The 20,909-nt window shown below is 45.5% G+C and carries 11 protein-coding genes and 3 pseudogenes; 2 read left to right on the plus strand and 12 right to left on the minus strand.

Annotated elements, in window-relative coordinates; genetic code table 11:
* Positions 1 to 2: 2 nt before the first annotated feature.
* From rpsG to rpoB, 7 genes and pseudogenes are all read right to left on the minus strand, one after another.
* A complete protein-coding gene (rpsG, locus tag DW793_RS05300; RefSeq protein ID WP_022288663.1) occupies positions 3 to 473 on the minus strand; it encodes a 30S ribosomal protein S7 in 471 nt (156 codons plus the stop codon).
* A gap of 195 nt (positions 474 to 668) precedes the next feature.
* Positions 669 to 1,094 (minus strand): 30S ribosomal protein S12, encoded by a 426-nt coding sequence (gene rpsL, locus DW793_RS05305; protein ID WP_117863570.1) that lies wholly within the window; start codon positions 1,092 to 1,094, stop codon positions 669 to 671.
* A 207-nt stretch (positions 1,095 to 1,301) separates the two neighbouring features.
* Positions 1,302 to 2,582 carry a hypothetical protein gene (locus DW793_RS05310; protein ID WP_118157271.1) on the minus strand — a complete coding sequence of 427 codons (1,281 nt, stop codon included), beginning with the start codon at positions 2,580 to 2,582 and terminating at the stop codon, positions 1,302 to 1,304.
* 218 nt (positions 2,583 to 2,800) lie between these two features.
* The gene (locus DW793_RS05315) at positions 2,801 to 3,040 is read right to left on the minus strand and encodes a sigma-70 family RNA polymerase sigma factor (RefSeq protein ID WP_181988297.1); all 240 of its coding nucleotides are present in this window, start codon (positions 3,038 to 3,040) and stop codon (positions 2,801 to 2,803) included.
* Complete coding sequence (locus DW793_RS05320) at positions 3,037 to 3,267, minus strand: RNA polymerase sigma factor (RefSeq protein WP_181988298.1); 231 nt, start codon at positions 3,265 to 3,267, stop codon at positions 3,037 to 3,039. Before DW793_RS05320 ends, DW793_RS05315 begins: the two co-directional genes overlap by 4 nt.
* A 109-nt stretch (positions 3,268 to 3,376) precedes the next feature.
* Positions 3,377 to 6,993 (minus strand): annotated as a pseudogene (gene rpoC / locus DW793_RS05325) (DNA-directed RNA polymerase subunit beta').
* An 80-nt stretch (positions 6,994 to 7,073) separates the two neighbouring features.
* Positions 7,074 to 10,897: pseudogene (gene rpoB, locus DW793_RS05330) on the minus strand (DNA-directed RNA polymerase subunit beta).
* Positions 10,898 to 12,230: 1,333 nt separating this feature from the next.
* Between rpoB and DW793_RS05335 the strand changes: the two are divergent.
* Together DW793_RS05335 and DW793_RS05340 are read left to right on the plus strand one after the other, a co-directional pair.
* A complete protein-coding gene (locus tag DW793_RS05335) occupies positions 12,231 to 13,178 on the plus strand; it encodes an alpha/beta fold hydrolase (RefSeq protein ID WP_117858488.1) in 948 nt (315 codons plus the stop codon).
* A gap of 22 nt (positions 13,179 to 13,200) precedes the next feature.
* Positions 13,201 to 14,730 (plus strand): YifB family Mg chelatase-like AAA ATPase, encoded by a 1,530-nt coding sequence (locus tag DW793_RS05340; RefSeq protein WP_118157274.1) that lies wholly within the window; start codon positions 13,201 to 13,203, stop codon positions 14,728 to 14,730.
* A gap of 205 nt (positions 14,731 to 14,935) precedes the next feature.
* Here the strand turns inward: DW793_RS05340 and DW793_RS05345 are convergent.
* From DW793_RS05345 to DW793_RS05365, 5 genes and pseudogenes are all read right to left on the minus strand, one after another.
* Positions 14,936 to 17,016: pseudogene (locus DW793_RS05345) on the minus strand (elongation factor G).
* Between the two features lie 601 nt (positions 17,017 to 17,617).
* Entirely contained in the window at positions 17,618 to 18,220 is a 603-nt protein-coding gene (locus DW793_RS05350) for a dipicolinate synthase subunit B (protein WP_118157275.1), read from the minus strand.
* On the minus strand, positions 18,192 to 19,061 hold the full coding sequence (locus tag DW793_RS05355) for a dipicolinate synthase subunit DpsA (RefSeq protein ID WP_038671122.1): 870 nt from the start codon (positions 19,059 to 19,061) through the stop codon (positions 18,192 to 18,194). The genes DW793_RS05350 and DW793_RS05355 overlap by 29 nt, the downstream gene beginning before the upstream one ends.
* Positions 19,062 to 19,191: 130 nt before the next feature.
* Entirely contained in the window at positions 19,192 to 20,052 is an 861-nt protein-coding gene (locus DW793_RS05360; RefSeq protein WP_118157276.1) for a histidinol-phosphatase HisJ family protein, read from the minus strand.
* A 30-nt stretch (positions 20,053 to 20,082) separates the two neighbouring features.
* A complete protein-coding gene (locus DW793_RS05365; RefSeq protein WP_118157277.1) occupies positions 20,083 to 20,862 on the minus strand; it encodes a sugar phosphate isomerase/epimerase family protein in 780 nt (259 codons plus the stop codon).
* Positions 20,863 to 20,909 lie beyond the last annotated feature (47 nt).

Below are 20,909 nucleotides of genomic sequence, written 5' to 3' on the forward strand. Positions count from 1 at the left end.
TCTTACCATCTGTAATGAGCGAAAGCCTTGTTAGCTTCAGCCATCTTATGAGTTTCGTCACGCTTCTTGCATGAGCCGCCAACGCCGTTAAGAGCGTCGAGGATCTCTGCTGCGAGTCTCTCTCTCATTGTGTCCTCGTTTCTCTCACGAGAATACTTTGTTATCCATCTCAGACCAAGTGTCTGTCTTCTGTCAGGACGAACCTCCATTGGTACCTGGTAAGTCGCACCGCCTACACGGCGAGCCTTGACCTCCAGCTCAGGCATGATGTTATCCATAGCCTCCTGGAATACTTCAAGAGCAGGTCTGCCTGTCTTTTCTTCGACAATTTCAAATGCTCCGTAAACGATCTTCTGGGCAACACCCTTCTTACCGTCAAGCATGATGTTGTTTACAAGACGTGTAACAAGCTTAGAATTGTATACTGGATCCTGAAGCACGTCTCTCTTTGTAACTCTACCTCTTCTTGGCACTTTAATTCCCTCCTTCACAAATAATGAATTCACAGGTACTCGCTCTGTAACCACGGCACACAGCCGTTTTACAGCCCCGTCAGTTCCTTGTAGAGTCAACTAATATATATTAATCACTCCACATAAACTGTGGTCTTCGCAATATGCGACAATGAGTTATTACCTTGTTACTAAAATGAGCTTTTCAGTTTTTGATTACTTGGCTGCTCCTGCCTTTGGTCTCTTAGCACCGTACTTGGATCTCGCCTGCATTCTCTTAGCAACGCCCTGAGCGTCGAGAGTGCCTCTGATGATGTGATATCTTACACCAGGGAGGTCCTTAACACGTCCGCCTCTGATAAGAACAACGGAGTGCTCCTGAAGATTGTGTCCGATACCAGGGATATAAGCTGTAACTTCGTTTCCGTTTGTGAGCTTAACTCTGGCAACCTTTCTCATAGCTGAGTTTGGCTTTTTAGGTGTAGCAGTTCTTACTACTGTGCAAACGCCACGCTTCTGTGGGCAGCTCTGATCAATAACTACCTTCTTCTTTGAGTTGAAACCCTTCTGAAGAGCAGGAGCTGTAGACTTGTCTGCAAGGACATTTCTTCCTTTTCTTACTAACTGGTTAAAGGTTGGCATATTTTCTCTCCTTTCATAGATTTGATACTATACGCTGATATACAATACATCAGCATACCTTGATATTATACACTATTCTCCGTCTCTTGTCAAGCACTTTTTCTTGACTTTTTTAACTTTTTGAAAATTTTAGTTAAATTTTCTCTCAAAAGCTATAAAAAGCACAGGGCAGCGGCTTTTCACGCCCTGCCCTGCAAATATATTCCCTCATTCCGTCTTGCTGTCTGTATCTAAAATTTCTCCTTTATCCGCCACTTCGACCTCTGTCTCGCTGAATCTATGATAAGTTATAACACAATCGCTGTCGTCAGTCTTGTCCGAATAGGTTATATCGTTTTGTACTTCATTGATATAAAGTTTCAGATCATTACTAAAATAGGTGTTTGCACCCGTTGCGAATTTAATTGCAACGAGCCATTCATTTTCATCAAAGAAGTAATTTCTGTTGTTCTTTACCGTCGCACTTTGGGAACCGTACCATTCATTATTAGTATCGTCCTGCTCCACAATATCCTTATAATTGGAAGTTATACTGAAATATCTTCCGTCCACCTTGATAATTATGCCTTCCTTTGACCCTCCTGCTGTGGAAACGTTTATGGCTTTACCCTTTTGAATTGGTGTTATTATCAGCGGATAGATAATATCCCTTTCGTAATTGTCAGCATCATAATTGATATGCTTAACAGAATTTACCAACGTATTAATTTTAAATCCCCAGTCCTTTTCAACAGGATTTAGCACAATGTTGAAGTCGTCAGCTTGCAGTATCATATCTTCGTATATATGCTGTACACTATCAAGAATGAGCTTATCAAGCTTTTCCTTGCCTGTATCCTTTGAACTGTCGATATCATAAGCATAGGCTATTGATGATCTAAGTGAATAATAGAAGTCTGTTCCAAAGCTGTCGCCACCGACCGTTTCGCCAAGACCTGTTGCGATCTCATCCGAGTTCCAATTACTCAGATTATCGCAGTTTGTGCCGACTGCGATTTTTTCGCCCACTTTCAGTTCGTCCGCATAAACAAACTTCCCTGTGGTAACATCTTTCGCTCTGAAATCAAGTTTAAACGCAGCGTAATAGTGGTATTTCAGGTATTCATATTCATTCACAGTAACATAGTCGATCAATTCGCCCTTTTCAGAGGTGTATTTCTCAACATATATCTTATCGACAAAAAGATATCCCGTTCCGTCCGAGCCGCAGCCTGCATACGTTCCGACCGCCGTTATCTCTTTGTCTTTAACGACCTGCTTAAGCGCATTTTGTGCCTGTTCTAAATCAGCCGTAAGCTCAGTGCTGTCAAGGCTTTCCGAACTGTCTATACTTGGCTGCTGCATACCGACATTGATCTTATGCTCATCACCGCTGCGATAAAGCGTCAGCGCACCGCCCACCACCAGAAGCAAAGCCGCAAGCACCGCACCTGCAAGCTGAAAGCCTGTAAGTTTTGTTTTCTTTTTCTCTGTAGGCTTGTCATACATAAGCACACTCTCCTTCCAATCCGAGGAGTTTTTATACAGTAAAAAGCATTTATCTTTTTCATTTGCTGCTCCTTTCTGTGATATCCTCATTGCAAACTATACCTTCAGTCAATGTTATGCTGAAAGTCCAGCCCCTACATAAGAGTTTTTACATCTTTTGTAGGGGACGGCGTCCTCGAAGTCCCGATACTTTATGTCTTTATTGACATTCATATAGTTCACAACATTATCATATCCTTCAGTTGTTCTCTTCCACGTTTGAGATGTGTTTTTATCGTGTTTTCCTTGATATTTGTCAGCTGTGAGATCTCCTGCACTGACAGCTCCTCAAAGTAATAAAGATAAATACTATCCCGATATTTCGGGGGAAGTCTGAAAATAAGGTCAAGTATCTCTATGTCGCTGCCGTCCTTTGAGAAAGACGTTATGCTGTTCAGATCGACTGTGTTTTTCCTCAAACGATACCGCAAAACACTCCGGCATTCGTTGAGAGCACTCTGATGAGCCACGCTTTCGGGTTTGGCAGACTGCCTTTTTTCATCTGCTTGAAAAGCTTGAAGAACACGTTCTGATAGCAGTCCTCAGCGTCGGAAAAATTTCCCGTGTGCACCACGCAAAGCCTTGTTACCATATCCGAATACTCCTCTACAAGTTGGCGGTATTCGCTTTCGGTCATATTCTTCATGCTTTCACTTCCCTTCATATACTAAAACGCCGCGGCAGGCAAAAAGGTTTCATACAAAATAAAAAAATCAGCCCGCATGAATGAACCATGCAGGCTGATATAAAAGTCATTAGTACAACGGTGTTTCTGCGGTGTTATGGTTAGCCGCACTCTCATTCTTAACCACCTGAACGTTGTTGTAAACGTCCATACCGGTGCCGGCAGGAATGAGCTTACCGATAATAACATTTTCCTTAAGACCCATGAGCTTATCGGTCTTGCCTCTGATAGCTGCGTCTGTAAGAGCCTTAGTTGTCTCCTGGAATGAAGCAGCCGACAGGAATGAATCCGAGTAGCTTGAAGCCTTTGTGATACCCTGAAGAACAGGAACAGTTGTGATAAGTCTTGCGTTCTCGTCGCCGGCGTCGATCTGAGCCTGTATCTCCTCGTTGAGTCTTGCGACCTCTCCTCTGTCGATAAGTGAACCAGGGAGCAGATAGCTTGAACCGGAGTCGTCGATCTTGACCTTTCTCATCATCTGACGAACGATAACTTCGATGTGCTTATCGTTGATATCAACACCCTGCAGACGGTAAACCTTCTGAACTTCGGTGATGATGTAGTTCTGAACAGCCTTAGGGCCATTAACTGCAAGGATATCAGCTGGGTTGATAGAACCCTCTGTGAGCGGCTCACCGGCTGTAACAGCCTGTCCCTCACGAACTCTTATCTTGTAGCCGTATGGAATAGCATAAGACTCCTGCTCAGGATTTTCAGTGTCCTCGCTTGTAACAGTGATCTGCTTGGTCTTCTTGACCTCCTCGATCCTAACTATGCCGTCGATCCTTGTGATGATAGCAGCGCCCTTTGGACGTCTGCTCTCAAACAGCTCCTCGACTCTAGGAAGACCCTGTGTGATATCTTCCGCAGAAGCGATACCACCTGTGTGGAAGGTTCTCATTGTAAGCTGTGTACCAGGCTCACCGATAGACTGAGCGGAGATTACGCCGACAGCCTCGCCGACCTGAACGATATTTCCGTTTGCAAGGTTGGCACCGTAGCACTTAGCACAAACGCCATGCTTAGCCTGACACTGAAGAACTGATCTGATAGAGATAGAATCCCTGCCCTCAGCTTCGAGTGCAGCAACTATTCTTTCAGCGTCATGAACGTTTATGAGCTTGTTTCTTGAGCATATCATCTCGCCTGTCTTAGGATCCTTGAGGTCCTCAACAAGGTATCTGCCCACAAGTCTCTCGCTGAGAGGCTCGATCATTTCGTTTCCGTTCTTAATGTCGAATATCTCGATACCAACGTGAGTACCGCAATCCTCCTGACGAATGATAACGTCCTGAGAAACGTCAACAAGACGTCTTGTAAGGTAACCTGAGTCAGCAGTACGCAGAGCAGTATCGGCAAGTCCCTTTCTCGCACCTCTGGAAGAAATGAAGTATTCCAGAATGTTAAGACCTTCACGGTAGTTAGCTCTGATAGGCATCTCGATAGTTGAACCTGATGTGTTGGCGATAAGTCCACGCATACCTGCCAGCTGTCTGATCTGGTTGATAGAACCACGGGCACCTGAGTCAGCCATCATGTTGATTGGGTTGTATGGGTCAAGGTTAGCTTTCAGAGCCTCTGTAACTTCGTCTGTAGCGTTGTTCCAGATCTCGATGAACTTCTTTGACTTCTCTTCTCTTGAGATATAACCTCTCTTATACTGCTTGTCTATCTTGTCAACAAGTCCGTCAGCCTTTGCAAGGATATCCTTCTTAGCCTCAGGGATAGAAGCGTCGCAAACAGCAACTGTGATAGCAGACTTTGTAGAATACTTATAACCAAGGCTCTTGATGTTGTCGAGAACTTCGGAAGTAGTAGTAGTACCGTGCTTCTGGATACATTTATCAATGATATCAGAAAGCTGCTTTTTCTTTACAAGGAAGCTTATCTCAAGATCGAACTGCTTTTCTGAATTTGTTCTGTCAACAAAGCCAAGGTTCTGAGGAATGATAGAGTTGAAGATAAGTCTTCCGACTGTAGCGTCTATCACCTTTGATACCTGCTTGTCGCCTATCTGCTTGGTTATCCTTACCTTAATAGCAGCGTGAAGTGAAACGATGTGCTGATCGTAAGCCATAAGAGCCTCGTTCACATCTCTGAACACCTTGCCCTCGCCAGGCTCGCCGTCCTTCTTCAGTGTCAGGTAGTAAGAACCAAGTATCATATCCTGTGTAGGAACTGCAACAGGGCGTCCGTCTGAAGGCTTCAACAGGTTGTTGGCAGCCAGCATAAGGAATCTTGCCTCAGCCTGAGCCTCTGCTGAGATCGGCAGGTGAACAGCCATCTGGTCGCCGTCGAAGTCAGCGTTGAACGCTGTACAAACCAGTGGGTGAAGCTTGATAGCTCTGCCCTCTACAAGGATAGGCTCGAATGCCTGAATACCAAGTCTGTGAAGTGTAGGCGCACGGTTGAGCATTACAGGGTGACCCTGAATAACATTTTCAAGTGCGTCCCAAACCTCTGGCTCAGCTCTGTCTACCTTTTTCCTTGCAGACTTGATATTGATAGTAGGATTGGTGTCAACAAGTCTTTTCATAACGAAAGGCTTGAACAGCTCAAGAGCCATTTCCTTTGGCAGACCGCACTGATACATCTTAAGCTCAGGACCTACGACGATAACAGAACGTCCTGAATAGTCAACACGCTTACCAAGAAGGTTCTGTCTGAAACGTCCCTGCTTACCTTTGAGCATATCTGAAAGTGACTTGTATGCTCTGTTGTTAGGACCTGTAACAGGTCTGCCGTGTCTGCCGTTGTCGATAAGTGCGTCAACAGCTTCCTGAAGCATTCTCTTTTCGTTTCTAACGATGATGTCAGGTGCTTCAAGCTCCAGCATTTTCTTAAGACGGTTATTTCTGTTGATAACACGTCTGTAAAGGTCATTAAGGTCGCTAGTTGCGTATCTTCCGCCGTCCAGCAGTACCATAGGTCTGATATCAGGTGGTATAACAGGTATAGCCTCCAGTATCATCCACTCAGGTCTGTTGCCTGATGTTCTGAAAGCCTCAACGATCTCCAGTCTTTTCAGAAGCTTGATACGCTTCTGACCTGCAGGAAGATCCTTCAGCTCAGTTTTAGCTCTTCTGAAAGCTTCTCGAGGTCGATCTCTTCAAGAAGCTCCTTGATAGCCTCAGCGCCCATGCCGGCTCTGAACTCGTCCTCGTCATACTTTTCCTGCATTTCGCTATAATCCTTTTCAGTAAGGAGCTGACCCTTGATAAGCTCAGTGTTACCTGGATCTATAACGATGTATTTTGTGAAGTAAAGAACTTCTTCAAGTCTTTTCTGTGATATTTCAAGCATCTGTCCTATTCTTGACGGAGTTCCCTTGAAATACCAAATGTGAGAAACAGGTGCAGCAAGCTCGATGTGACCCATTCTCTCTCTACGAACCTTGGCTCTTGTTACCTCAACGCCGCAGCGCTCGCAGACTTTGCCTTTAAAGCGAATTTTCTTATATTTACCGCAGTGACACTCCCAGTCCTTTGAAGGTCCGAATATCTTTTCGCAGAACAATCCGTCCTTTTCCGGCTTCTGAGTACGATAGTTTATTGTTTCAGGTCTGGTAACAACGCCGTAAGACCACTCACGGATCTTCTGAGGCGAAGCAAGACCGATCTTGATTGATGCAAACTCATTGAATTCCAACAGCAGTACCCTCTTCCTGTTTAGTTTGAAGCACGGCAACAGCCGACTTCTATATGAAACGGTCGCAAGGGCGGAGCCTTCCGCCCTTTGACCTCAGCTTATTTAGTTACTGTGCAAAATTATTCACCGTCATTAAGGAACAGATCAGACTCGTCGGAAGCTGCGCTGCCCTCCAGTTCGGAAGTGCCGTTCTCGTCTTCAGCCATGAAGCCCTCGTCGAGATCGCCCTCGTCAACGCCGAAATCGATATGATCTTCGATAGCAGGCTGTGGAACAAGCTCCTCGTCCTCGTCAAACGACTGCTTAAGATCTATTTCCTCGTTATTGATGTTGAGTACCTTGAGATCCAGACCAAGTGACTGAAGCTCCTTAACAAGTACCTTGAACGCCTCAGGAACACCAGGCTTAGGAACATTCTGTCCCTTAACGATAGCCTCGTATGTCTTGACTCTTCCCACAGTATCGTCAGACTTAACTGTAAGGATCTCCTGAAGTGTGTAAGCAGCACCGTAAGCTTCGAGCGCCCAAACTTCCATTTCTCCGAATCTCTGACCGCCGAACTGAGCCTTACCGCCGAGTGGCTGCTGTGTTACCAGTGAGTAAGGACCAACTGAACGTGCGTGTATCTTATCGTCTACGAGGTGGTGGAGCTTCAGGTAGTACATATAACCTACTGTAACTCTGTTATCGAACTTCTCGCCTGTTCTTCCGTCATAAACAGTGAACTTTCCGTCCTCGCTCATGCTCAGTGCGTTAGGGTTGATGACCTCGTCCATTGTGTGGAGAGTGAACTCATCGTCCTTATGCTCCAGATAATTCTGCTGAGCCATTTTGAAGCATTCTCTGATGTCTGCCTCGTGAGCACCGTCGAATACAGGGGTCATTATTTTCCAGCCAAGAGCCTTTGCCGCCATACCAAGATGAACTTCAAGCACCTGACCGATGTTCATACGAGAAGGTACGCCCAATGGGTTAAGACAGATATCGAGCGGAGTACCGTCCTCAAGGAATGGCATATCCTCCTGTGGGAGTATTCTTGAAACGACACCCTTGTTACCGTGACGACCCGCCATTTTATCGCCCACAGAGATCTTTCTCTTCTGTGCGATGTAGCATCTAACGAGCATATTTACTCCAGGAGAAAGCTCGTCGCAGTTCTCTCTTGTGAATATCTTAACATCAATGATAGTACCGGCCTCGCCGTGAGGTACCTTAAGAGAATTATCTCTGACTTCTCTAGCCTTTTCGCCGAAGATAGCTCTCAGAAGTCTTTCCTCAGCTGTCAGCTCAGTTTCACCCTTAGGTGTTACCTTACCAACAAGTATATCTCCCGAGCGAACCTCTGCGCCTATTCTGATGATACCGTTCTCGTCCAGATCCTTAAGAGCGTCCTCGCCAACGTTAGGTATATCTCTTGTGATCTCCTCAGGTCCGAGCTTTGTATCTCTGGCTTCTGTCTCATACTCTTCAATATGGATAGAAGTGTATTTATCCTGCTTTACAAGGTTTTCGTTCAGAAGAACGGCGTCCTCGTAGTTGTAACCTTCCCAAGTCATGAAGCCGATAAGAGCGTTCTTACCAAGTGAAAGCTCGCCGTTTGAAGTAGCAGGGCCGTCACCGATTATCTGATTAGCTTCAATTCTCTCGCCCTTATTGACGATAGGTCTCTGGTTTGTGCAAGTACCTGCGTTTGAACGCTTGAACTTAGTCAGCTCATAAGTTCTGAGCATACCGCTGTCCTCACGGATAACGATCTTGTCAGCGTCAACGCTCTCAACAACACCTGCGTTCTTAGAAACAACAGCAACGCCTGAATCAAGACAAGCCTTGTACTCCATACCAGTACCAACGATAGGAGACTCAGTCTTGAGCAGCGGCACAGCCTGTCTCTGCATGTTTGAACCCATGAGCGCACGGTTAGCGTCATCGTTCTCAAGGAACGGGATACAAGCAGTAGCCACAGAAACTACCATTTTAGGCGAAACATCCATGAAGTCGATCTTCTCTCTCTCGATCTCGAGGATCTGATCTCTGTATCTGCCGTTTACCTTAGGTCTGGCAAACTTGTTATCCTCAGTAAGAGGCTCGTTTGCCTGAGCGACCATGTAGTTATCTTCAACGTCAGCCGTCATATAAACAACTTCGTCAGTTACAACGCCTGTTTCCTTGTCAACACGTCTGTAAGGAGCTTCGATAAAGCCGTACTCGTTTATCCTTGCGAAAGAAGCAAGGTAAGAGATAAGTCCGATGTTAGGACCTTCAGGCGTCTCGATAGGACACATTCTGCCGTAGTGAGTATAGTGAACGTCACGGACCTCAAATCCGGCACGGTCTCTTGAAAGACCGCCAGGGCCGAGGGCTGAAAGTCTTCTCTTATGAGTAAGCTCAGCCAGAGGGTTGTTCTGATCCATGAACTGTGACAGTGGAGAAGAACCGAAGAACTCTCTGATAGCCGCAGTGATAGGTCTTATATTGATAAGAGCTGTAGGAGTAACGACCTCAGTGCCCTGTGACTGAATGTTCATTCTCTCACGGATAACTCTTTCCATTCTTGTGAAACCGATCCTGAACTGGTTCTGAAGAAGCTCGCCTACTGAACGGATTCTTCTGTTGCCAAGATGGTCGATATCGTCAACAGTACCAACGCCCTCGCAAAGGTTGAGGAAGTAAGAAACCGTAGCGATAATATCATCGATAGTGATGTGCTTTGGAACGAGGTCGTCAGCCTTAAGTCTGATGTTCTCCTTAAGCTCTTCCTCATTCTCAGAATCTTCAAGAACTTCCTTGAGAGCCTTGAAAGATACCTTTTCGTTGATGCCAAGCTCAGTGCAGTCAAAATCAACATAAGCGTTGATGTCTACCATGCCGTTGCCTATGATCTTAACTTCGCACTCTTCAAGCTTTGTAACAGCCTCGCCTGTTGCGGAAGTAAGATGTTCTTTGACCTCAACGTCAACGTAAGCCTCCATAACACCTGCGGTCTCGATCTCCATAGCCTTATCAAAGCTGATAAGATCGCCGGCCTCAGCCATTACCTCGCCTGTCATAGGATTTACAACAGGTCTTGAAAGTCTGTGGCCTGAAAGTCTTGAACCAACGCCAAGCTTCTTGTTGTACTTATATCTGCCAAATCTTGAAAGATCATATCTCTTAGCGTCAAAGAACAGGTTGTTCAGGTGAGTAACAGCAGAATCTACTGTAGGAGGCTCGCCCGGACGAAGCTTCTTGTAAACTTCAAGAAGAGCTTCCTCTCTGTTAGCAGTCTGATCCTTCTGCATGATAGTCTGAGTAAGTCTTTCATCAGGGCCGAAAACTTCCTCGATCTCCTCGTTAGTACCAATACCGAGCGATCTCAGGAAAGTAGTAAGAGGGATCTTTCTGTTTTTATCGATTCTGACATAAACCACGTCGTTAGAATCCATTTCATATTCAAGCCAAGCGCCTCTGTTAGGGATAACAGTTGTCTTGAAAAGATCCTTACCGGTCTTGTCCTTATCAAAAGCGTAATAAACACCTGGTGAACGCACCAACTGAGAAACGATAACACGCTCTGCACCGTTGATAACAAAAGTTCCGCTGTCGGTCATTTTAGGGAAGTCACCCATAAATACCTCGGACTCCTTGATCTCGCCGGTCTCGGTATTGTTAAGTCTTGCAGTAACTCTCAGTGGCACTGCATAAGTTACATCTCTCGCCTTGCACTCTGCAACAGATACTTAGCCTCTTCGTCGAAATGGTATCCAACAAAAGTCAGCTCCAGCGTACCATTATAATCAGTAATAGCTGAAACATCTCTGAAGACCTCCTTCAGACCTTCATCGAGGAACCACTGATAAGAGTTCTTCTGCACTTCAATAAGGTTAGGCATCTCCAGAACCTCATTGATCTTGGCAAAGCTCTTTCTCGTGTTCTTACCAAGTTTTACGTCCTTGACATTCACCATAGGCTCAATCACTCCTTAATTTATTTGGAAAATACATTTATATAATACTATATAACAATCGTATTCGCCAGTGGTTTTGGCGGTGTTTTCCATGATTTTCTGCACTCAAAAACGCATGAAATAGGTGGAAAACTCCATTATGATACAGTATACTATTATATAATATTAGCAAGCCCTTGTCAAGCATTTTAGCTTACACATCTCGCCGATTTTCCTATTTTCTCCGATTTGAACAAAAATCGCACAATTCGACGCAGAAACTTCTACTATTACCAATGTGTTATCAAATCGTAAATTTTTCGTTTACCCGCCTGCTTTTATCACCCTCCGCCTCATTACCTCCGCCCTGATCTACCCTTTATTTCATCACTATCTGCACCAACTTGTCTGCCATTACATAATAAATCCAATTTACTTGTCATATCCAACAAAAACTCACTTAACAAATTGTGCAAACAAATGATTTATCTTTTAATTTGGCAACATTTCTGCAATTGTTGCATTTTTTATGCAACAAAAGTGGTGCTTTTCGTGTATAAGTAGAAAGCGTTTTGATACTTGCGGGCACGTACAAGCCCTGCGACTTAGTGAAACCGAGGTGCGTTTCTGGAACAGGCTGTAGAGTACTTGTGTCAAAGCGTGGGTGTGCATTTGATATTTTGTGTATGCAAAACCTAGGGCTTAATACCCAATGTCACACCCCGAACGCAACTTGAAAATTGAATATAAATACAGCTAAAACACGAAACCTATGGCAACGCATTTGTAGGGGACGGCGCCCTCGACGTCCCGACCCCTCGACGTTTCGCATTGCATTATTGTTTATCCCACAAACCATGACAACCCCTACAGATATTTGGGATAGTTTATTCCTCCGCAAAATCGCTCCGCTCTTTGCGTATCTACATTGCGCTTAGGGCTAGAAAGGCGGTGCAGATTTTGTTTCTACGATATCACTTTCATCTAATATCTGACTTCTATATGCTATTTTTCATTAAATCTGCACCTTGTCTGCTTGCGCCGAATGAGGCTCTGCCTCAAACTCCGACAGGGCTTTGCCCTGTACCCACAATGGGTTTCACCCCTTGACCCTGACCAGGGACGTGTCCCTGGACCTTTTGCTCGCTTCGCTCGGTGCTTTATTTTACTTTATGCTTGTAATTTACTTTGGTCTGCTATGCTCATTCCTCATTCCTCACTCCTCATTCCTCACTCCTCACTTAAACTCCACTCCTCACTCAAAAAAACTTCCCCTTGATTATTCCCCCAAAAAGTGCTATACTATTGATAAGTAAAATTGCACGAAATCATAACCCCAAGGAGGTAAATTTCTATGAATTGTACTCATTTCAAAAGCTACTATCCGTCCTCTGACGGACTTCATAAGATCGCATATTACGTCCGTTTCCCTATCGGCACAGTAAGAGGTGTCGTTCAGATATCCCACGGTATGTGCGAATATTTCAGACGTTATGACGACCTCGCTGAGTTCCTCACAGGCTTAGGCTTCGCAGTATGCGGAAACGACCACCTCGGTCATGGCGACAGTGTGAACGACAGTTCCGAGCTTGGCTACTTCTCTCCTGAACATGGCTGGGAAAACGCTGTCGAGGATATGTATACTCTCACAAAAATGATGAAACACAACTACCCTGACAAGCCGTATTTTCTTCTCGGCCACAGCATGGGAAGCTTCCTTGCAAGAGCTTTTGTCACCAAGCATGGCAGAAACCTCACAGCGGCTATCTTCTGCGGAACGAGCGGCGGCATGGAGGGTATCCCTGCTTTGCTCACCCTTGTTGACAGCCTCAAAATACTCCATGGTGATAAATATAGGAGCAACGCTGTAAATAAGCTTGCTTTCGGTGCTTATACAAGAAAAATTACCGATAAGGTCAGCGAATATGATTGGATATCCCGTGACCCTGAAATAGTTTCCACCTACGAAAAAGATCCTAAATGCAACTTTATTTTCACCCTAAACGGCTTTGAAAATCTTGCAAAGCTTTTGTGGTATGTTTCAAATGAAAAGTGGTTCTCCACCTATCCGAAAACTTTGCCTACCTATCTTATAGCAGGCAGTGCCGACCCTGTGGGAAACTACGGAAAAGGCGTACTAAGCGTGTTCAACAGACTATCCCTCAACGGCTGTGACGTTGAAATGAAGATATACGAAAATGCACGTCATGAGCTTGTGAACGAAACCAACCGCCGTGAGGTATATAATGATATCGCAGATTTTCTGCTGGATATCATTAGCTCTGAGATGTGTTCAGATTAAGCTGTAAGGGAGAGAAGTCAACGTGTTTGCTGTAATAAACAGTGTAGGTCTGCTGGGGCTTAACGCCTTTGCGGTCAAGGTGGAGATAGAAGCTTCAAAGGGTCTGCCCTCTTTCGATATTGTGGGGCTTGCAGACGCATCTGTAAAAGAAAGCCGTGAACGTGTGCGTTCTGCACTGCGTTCAAGCGAGATAACATTGCCTCTGAGAAAAATAATCATAAATCTTGCACCTGCCGATGTGAGAAAAACAGGCTCGGTCTATGACTTAGCCGTGGCAGTTGCACTCTTGCGAATGGCTGACCTTGTTGATGACAGTATGCTTTCCACCTCCGCTTTTATCGGCGAGCTTTCTCTCAGCGGAGAAGTAAGACCTGTTCAGGGCGTTTTGCCTATGACCATAATGGCGCAGAAAATGGGACTTTCTGAGATATATGTTCCTGCCGACAATGTTCGTGAAGCTTCCGTTGTGGAGGGTATAAAAGCCTATGGCGTAAGGTCTTTACGGGAGCTTGTTTTTCACTTTGAGAAAAAGGCGGCAATAGTTCCTGCGGCACATTATAAGCCCACCGCTGAAAGTTATTTCGGAAGTCTTGATTTTGCCGACGTAAAAGGTCAATCAGCGGCAAAAAAAGCATTGGAGGTCGCAGCGGCAGGCGGTCACAACGTTCTTATGATAGGTTCGCCCGGCTCAGGAAAATCAATGCTTGCAAAACGTATGCCGTCGATACTTCCTGCCATGACCTTTGAGGAGTCTATAGAAACCACAAATATCCATTCTGTGGCAGGACTTTTGGACAGCAACAGTCCTCTTATCACCGCCAGACCTTTCCGTTCACCGCATCATACAGTTTCACCGGCAGGACTTTCAGGCGGAGGCTCTGTGCCAAAGCCCGGTGAGATATCCCTTGCACATAACGGCTTGCTTTTTCTTGACGAACTTGCAGAGTTTTCACGCCCTGCCCTTGAGATCTTACGTCAGCCTTTGGAGGACAGGCAGGTGACCATATCCAGAGTGTCAGGGTCGATAACATACCCATGTTCGTTCATGCTTATCGCTGCAATGAATCCTTGTCCATGCGGATATTTTGGTCACCCTACAAGAAAGTGCATATGCTCGCCCAAACAGGTGTCAGGCTATCTTTCCAAAGTCAGCGGACCACTTCTCGACCGTTTCGACATTCATTTAGAGGTCGCACCTGTTGAGTTTGCAGACCTTTCTTCCACTGCCAAAGAGGAGTCTTCAGCGTCCATAAGAGAGCGTGTTCAAAAAGCCCGTAACATACAAAACGAGCGTTTCAAAGGCACTAGCATAACCTGCAACGCACGAATAACCTCTGATATTCTTCAAGAGGTCTGCCCTGTGACAGATGAGGCTTCAAAGCTTTTGGAGAACGTTTTTGACAGGCTGGGACTTTCAGCAAGAGCCTATGACCGCATACTTAAAGTCGCACGAACTGTTGCGGATATGGACGGTGCAAAGATCATAGACAAAAAGCATATCGCAATGGCTGTTCAGTATCGAAGCCTTGACAGAAAATATTGGAATGGGTGATATGTGCGTCACATAAAAGCTGACAGGAAACGGGCGAACACTGTTCGCCCCTACTATGGTGTATTCAAATACATTTGATAATTGCAGACGGTTTTTATTCCGTCTGTTTTTTTGTGCAAAAAAAGTACGGGAACGCCCGAAACATTCCCGTACTGTCCTTATCACAATTCTATAATTATCCCTTAAAAATTCTATTCCAAAAAAATCAATCTGCCACTGCGTTCTTTGCGATAACGTCTGCAACAAGATTTGCAGGAAGGGGCTCGTAACGTGCTTTTTCAAAAGTGAACACGCCCTGACCCTGCGTCATTTGTCTCAGAAGCAGTGTGAAGTCTGCCATTTCAGCCATTGGAACTTCGGCAACTATCTCGGTCATACCCTTCTTTTCCGCAGGATTCATACCAAGAACTCTGCCTCTTCTCTTATTAAGCTCGCCCATCATGTCGCCAGTGTTATCGTCAGGTACGAAAACGCTCAAGGAGCCGATCGGTTCAAGGAGAACAGGCTCTGCCTGACGCATACCCTCTTTGTATGCGATAGAAGCTGCCATTTTGAATGCCATTTCTGAGCTGTCAACAGGGTGATATGAGCCGTCCACAAGGATAGCTTTCAGACCTACTACAGGGAATCCTGCGAGAACACCTTTCTTTACGCTTTCCTGCAAGCCCTTTTCTACGGCTGGGAAGAAGTTCTTCGGAACTGCTCCACCAAACACCTTTTCTTCAAATACAAGATCGTCAGATACGCATGGCTCAAATTCTATCCAAACGTCACCATACTGACCATGACCGCCTGACTGCTTCTTATGTCTGCCCTGCACCTTGACTTTCTTTCTGATAGTTTCACGATAGGAGATCTTAGGCACAGAAGTTTCTACCTCAACGCCGAATGTTCCTGCAAGTCTGCCCACAACTGAATCAAGGTGAAGTCCGCCCAAGGTGCTGAGTATCATTTCGTTTGTTGACGGGTCGAGCTTGTAATCTATAGTAAGATCTTCTTCCATAAGTCTTGTCATTGCGGCGGATATCTTGCTTTCATCGCCCTGCTTCTTGGCTCTTACTGCCATTTTGTAGCATGGCTTAGGGAAGGTCATAGGTGCAAACTTAACAACTCTTGAGGAGTCACAGATAGTATCGTTGGTGTTCACGTTCATCTTCATTGCAACAACGATATCTCCACAGCCCGCTTCGGCAACGTCTATCTGCTTTTTGCCCTGAAGCGTAACAAGCTTTCCGACCTTTTCGGTGCTTCCTGTTGTAGCGTTCACAACTTCCTTGTTAGGTGTAAGCTTTCCTGAAAATACCTTCATGTATGACATCTTGCCAACAAATGGGTCAGCAACTGTCTTGAATACAAATGCGCTCATAGGGTCGCTTTCAACGCAAGCGACCTCAACAGCTTCGCCGTCTGCTGTTTCGCCTATCATAGCGTCCTTTTCTGACGGAGGAGGAAGCAGCAGGTCTATCTCCTTAAGGAGCATATCAACGCCTGAGAGGTCTGTGGAAGAAACGCAGGTAACAGGAGTTATAATGCCTGAGTTCATGCCGCTATGTATTCCGTCGATAAGCTCTTTCTGTGTGAATGCTTCGCCTGAGAAGAACTTTTCAAAAAGCGCCTCGTCAGTTTCTGCAACGGCTTCGGACACGGCTTCGATAAGTCCGTCGATACGATAACCCATTTTCTCTGACACCTCAGCTGTAGGCATATCAGTTTCAACTGCCTTGCCGTTTTCATACTTATATGCTTTCATCTCAATGAGATTTACATAAGAAACTATCTTTCTGTCTGCGATAACAGGCACAACAACAGGGCAGACTGTAGGTCCGAACTCTGCTTTGAGCTGAGTAAGAACGTTATTGAAGTTTGCGTTATCGTCATCAAGCTTTGTTACAACGAACATTGTAGCTTGCCCATTTCCTTTGCAAGGTCATAAGCCTTGTGAGTACCTACACGAACGCCTGATTTACCTGATACAGTGATGAGTACGCAACCGCTTGCGGCAATGCCCTCAACAGCTTCGCCCTCGTAATCGAACATACCGGGAGTATCAAGAAGATTTACCTTGAACTCGCCAGTTTCCAAAGAAGAAAGAGATGTGTAAACAGAACATTTTCTCTTTATCTCATCAGGAGTATAATCAGAAACAGTGTTTCCGTCAGTTATCTTGCCGAGCCTGTCAGTAGCTCCGCTTTTATATAGCAGTGCCTCAGTCAGAGAGGTCTTTCCAGAACCTGCCTGACCTGCAATAGCAATATTTTTTATTTTTGTGCTGTCGTATTTTTTCAAGTTGATCGCTCCAATCTATGCCGTTGGACGGCTTAATCTGATATGCAGTATAATTATATGTATCATTTACACAAAATATATCAACCGCATAAGATAATTATATACTATTTTCACATAAATAGCAAGGGCGGAAAGAAAAATTTCTTTCGTGAATGTGAACAAAGTTTAGACTTGTTATAAAGCAGATTGCACAAGGGGAGTGAGGAGTGAGGAATTAGGAATGAGGAATGAGGAATGAGCAAAGCTGCCCCCAAGCACCGAGCGAAGCGAGAGATAACGCGCACGGTCAAGCCCGGCGCTGGAGGGCTTGCAGGGTCAAGGGACAGAGTCCCTTGTGGAGTTTGAGGCAAAGCCTCAATCGGCGACAGCCGACCAAGCGGTGCAGAACAAAGTAAAAAAGCATACAGAAGTTAGATATCTGATAAAAGTGATATCGGAGAATTAAATCTGCACCGCTTTTCTATCCCATAGAGCAACGTATATCCGCAAAGAGCGAAGCGATTTTGCGGCGGCAGGACTTGCCCGAATATCTGTAGGGATGCGGTTATCAGAGATGTGTGAATGCAAAAAAAGCTCCCCGAGCGTTTCGGAGAGCTTTGCGTTATTTTACCCTTATGATAGGCTGAAGCTGTATCCCTTCAAGAGCCGACTGAATAGTTTCGGGTATGAGTTCAAACTCAGCCACTATGGAGTTTGGCTTCTTTTCGCAGTTGTCCTGCGCATATGGTACGAAATAGTAGTTTCTCAGATTTTGCAGATAACCTATGTTTTTAGCACACCCTGCCAGTGCGTCATTTGTCGATATGGCGATGACCACGGGACGAGCGTTTCTCAGGTGACTTTTTACCGCCATGGTGGCTGGAGTGTCCGTCAAGCCAAGAGCAAGCTTTGCTGCCGTGTTTGAGGTGCAGGGTGCTGCTACCATGATATCACACATCTTTTTCGGTCCGATCGGCTCGGCTTCTTCTATGGTGCGTATGACCTTGCGGCCTGCTATGGTTTCAAGTCGTTTGATGTTATCTTCCGCTGTGCCAAAACGTGTAGATATAGATGCGGCGTTGAAAGACATTATTGGCACAAGCTTTGCGCCCTGCTGCACAAGCCGTTCTGCGGCGGCAAATGCCTTTTCAAAGGTGCAGAAGGAGCCGGTCATGCAAAAGCCTATTCGTATGCCGTCAAGTGACATTCTTTGTTCCCCTTTCATTCAAAATGTCCGTGACTGTTCGGGCGATTATCTCTCCTGCTGTCATAGGTGCGGCTTTGGCTGGAAGTCCCAATGCCCATACCACACGCCTGTTCAGCTTTGCGGCAGTTTCATGATCTACTCCGCCAGGTCGGGAGGCAAGGTCTATGATAAGAGAGTTTTTATCCATTACGCCCAAAAGCTTTTCATCAAGTATCATGGCAGGGACGGTGTTTATTATTATAGTATACCCCGAAATGTTTTCTGCAAGAGCTGTGATAAGCTCTGCCTTATAGCCTGCGCCCTCAGCTTCTGCAAGCGCAGAAAGCTTTCTTGCGGATATAGTCACATCTGCGCCGACAGCTCGAAAAAGCTTAGCGCAGGCTTTCGCTACTCTGCCATAACCAATAACTAGGACGGTGGAACCGTTCACGGTGACAGCAAGCTCCTGCATAGCTATTTGCAAAGCGCCCTCCGCCGTGGGGATACAATTTCTTATAACAAGCTCCTCTCGCTTATAGTAATCCTTAACATCGAAGCCGAGAGAGGAGAAATATTCTATTTGATCACGGCGGAGCAGACCGCCTGCCACGAGTGCATTTTTCTTTAAATGCGTTGAAACGTCACTGCATGATACCTTTACATTACGGCTAGAAGAGATATCCAGCCCGTCAGCTTTCATGAGAGGAAGTACGAGAACGTCCGCCTTTTCGGTGAGCTGATCGAGATGAGCGAGGGGGATAGTGTCCTCGCCTTTATCGTCCATGCCGTAAGTATAGACCCTGCCGATTTTAGTGAGAGTCTGAGCTGTATATGTTTGTCTTGCGTCACCGCCGACGCAGAGGAAAACTGTTTTTTTCATATGGATACCTCCTGTGGGACTATGCCTGATAGAGTTATATATAATTATATGTATCGGTGGGCTAAATGTTACCGGCAAAACAAAACGCCCTATCCCTGCAAAGCAAGAATTGCGGCGCTTTGATATGATATCATATTTCTATCTTGATAAACTTCGGCTCGTGCTTTTTGAAATAGGTCAGATACTTAAAGCCTGCCGCCTGCGCCATTTCTACGCCTGTGGAAATATCTCTGCCGATATCTGCGGTGCAGTGGGCGTCTGAGCCTATGGTCAATATCTCGCCGCCGAGGGATCTGTAGAGCTTCACATAGCCAAGGTCGGGGAGAGGCTTGCCGTATTTTTGCCTTAATCCCGACACATTTATCTCTATGCCCTTGCCTTTTTGGATAAGTGTACAAAAAATTTCTCTGATAATATCTTCATATGTAGAAAGATCTATTTGTATACCGCAATCTCCCTGGATATATCGCAGAGGATAGGTGAGGTGTCCTAAAACATCGAACCTGCCCCATTTGCACATTTCAAGCATTTCTTTGAAATAGTCGTCAAGGAGAGCATAGGTTTGCGACAAGTCCATATTTTTGTACTCTATCCAATAGAAATCGTCCTTGCCTTTATTCTGATGATGAGAGCCGATGATAAAATCAAGGCGCTTGTCGGAGGCTATCTCCTCGGCAAATTCTATATCCTGCAAAGGCTGACCAAGCTCTATTCCGCAGAGAAAATTTAAACCCTCTAGGTGCTGGGCGGCTTCATACTGAGCGGCTATGCTTGTGGGGGCATACTCCCCCGAGCCGTACATCATGCCGTCTTTCAGGGCTTCAGGATCACCATAATGGTCGGCTTTGTAGCGGAAATTGCAATCGCAATGGTCAGTTATGGCAAATGCCGCCAAGCCAAGCTCTTTGGCTTTTGCTAAAGACTGTTCAACTGTTCCCTCACCATCGGGGGAAAAGCCTGTGTGGGTGTGCATATCTATAAGAGTTTTCATAGGTTCTCCTATCTGTACAGAAATTTGTACTTATATAGAATCATAAAGCTTTTCAAGCTGTTTTGCCGCTTCTGCCGCACGTCTTACAAAGCTGTCAGGTGCAGCATTTCGGTACATGGTGGACTTTGACATATAAAGTTCTAATGATAATGGTGGCTGGTGGTCGAGGTTTTTGAGCTTTCTGAGAAATTTCTCAAAGTTCAGGCTGCCGTCAAATGGTATCATGTGTCCGTCGGTGTTGCCGTCGTTATCGTGGATATGCAGGCAGGCAAGCTTGCTGCCGAACTTCGTCAGGCAATCGGTATTCTTTGAGAAGCAATTCTCATGACCTGTGTCATAGCAAAATTTCACGTTATCATGGTTTCCGAACCGGTCAAAAAGCACGTCAAGAAACTGCGGGAGCTGGATATTCTCAAAGGCGATATCGACGCTGTTTTCTTCTCCGCACTGTATTATCTTGGCGAAATTCTCTATACCGAAACGAGATACTTCGGGGGGAACAAGCCCGTCAGTGGGGTGGCATATCATGGTTTTTATGCCGTTTTCACCGCACACTCTTACACATTCAAGTGTTCGTTGGAGGATATATTCGCTCTCCGGGCATATTGTCCAAAGGGCGTTCATGCGGTCAAACTGTGAATGGACATTTTCTATTTCCAGTCCAAAATTTCGTACAATATCATACTGTGTGTATTTTAGTCCGTCAGAAAAGCCAAGCATTACACCGTCAAAGCCGTTCTCTTTTATAAGTCTTATACGCTCCTCAAAGGGTATTTTAAAGGTGAAGTCTGCAAACATACAGCGTTTCAATCTTTTTCCTCCTTACCAAAAACAGCGGCAGAATTGCTCTGCCGCCG

The sequence above is a fragment of the Ruminococcus sp. AM31-15AC genome (genome assembly GCF_003462045.1).
Lineage (GTDB): Bacteria > Bacillota > Clostridia > Oscillospirales > Ruminococcaceae > Hominimerdicola > Hominimerdicola aceti.

Coding starts and splice junctions, on each gene's coding strand:
- DW793_RS05335 (WP_117858488.1), top strand. CDS start 12,231: ATGAATTGTACTCATTTCAAAAGCTACTATCCGTCCTCTGACGGACTT.
- DW793_RS05355 (WP_038671122.1), bottom strand. CDS start 19,061: ATGAAAAAAACAGTTTTCCTCTGCGTCGGCGGTGACGCAAGACAAACA.
- DW793_RS05310 (WP_118157271.1), bottom strand. CDS start 2,582: ATGTATGACAAGCCTACAGAGAAAAAGAAAACAAAACTTACAGGCTTT.
- DW793_RS05350 (WP_118157275.1), bottom strand. CDS start 18,220: ATGAAAGGGGAACAAAGAATGTCACTTGACGGCATACGAATAGGCTTT.
- DW793_RS05320 (WP_181988298.1), bottom strand. CDS start 3,267: ATGAAGAATATGACCGAAAGCGAATACCGCCAACTTGTAGAGGAGTAT.
- DW793_RS05360 (WP_118157276.1), bottom strand. CDS start 20,052: ATGAAAACTCTTATAGATATGCACACCCACACAGGCTTTTCCCCCGAT.
- rpsL (WP_117863570.1), bottom strand. CDS start 1,094: ATGCCAACCTTTAACCAGTTAGTAAGAAAAGGAAGAAATGTCCTTGCA.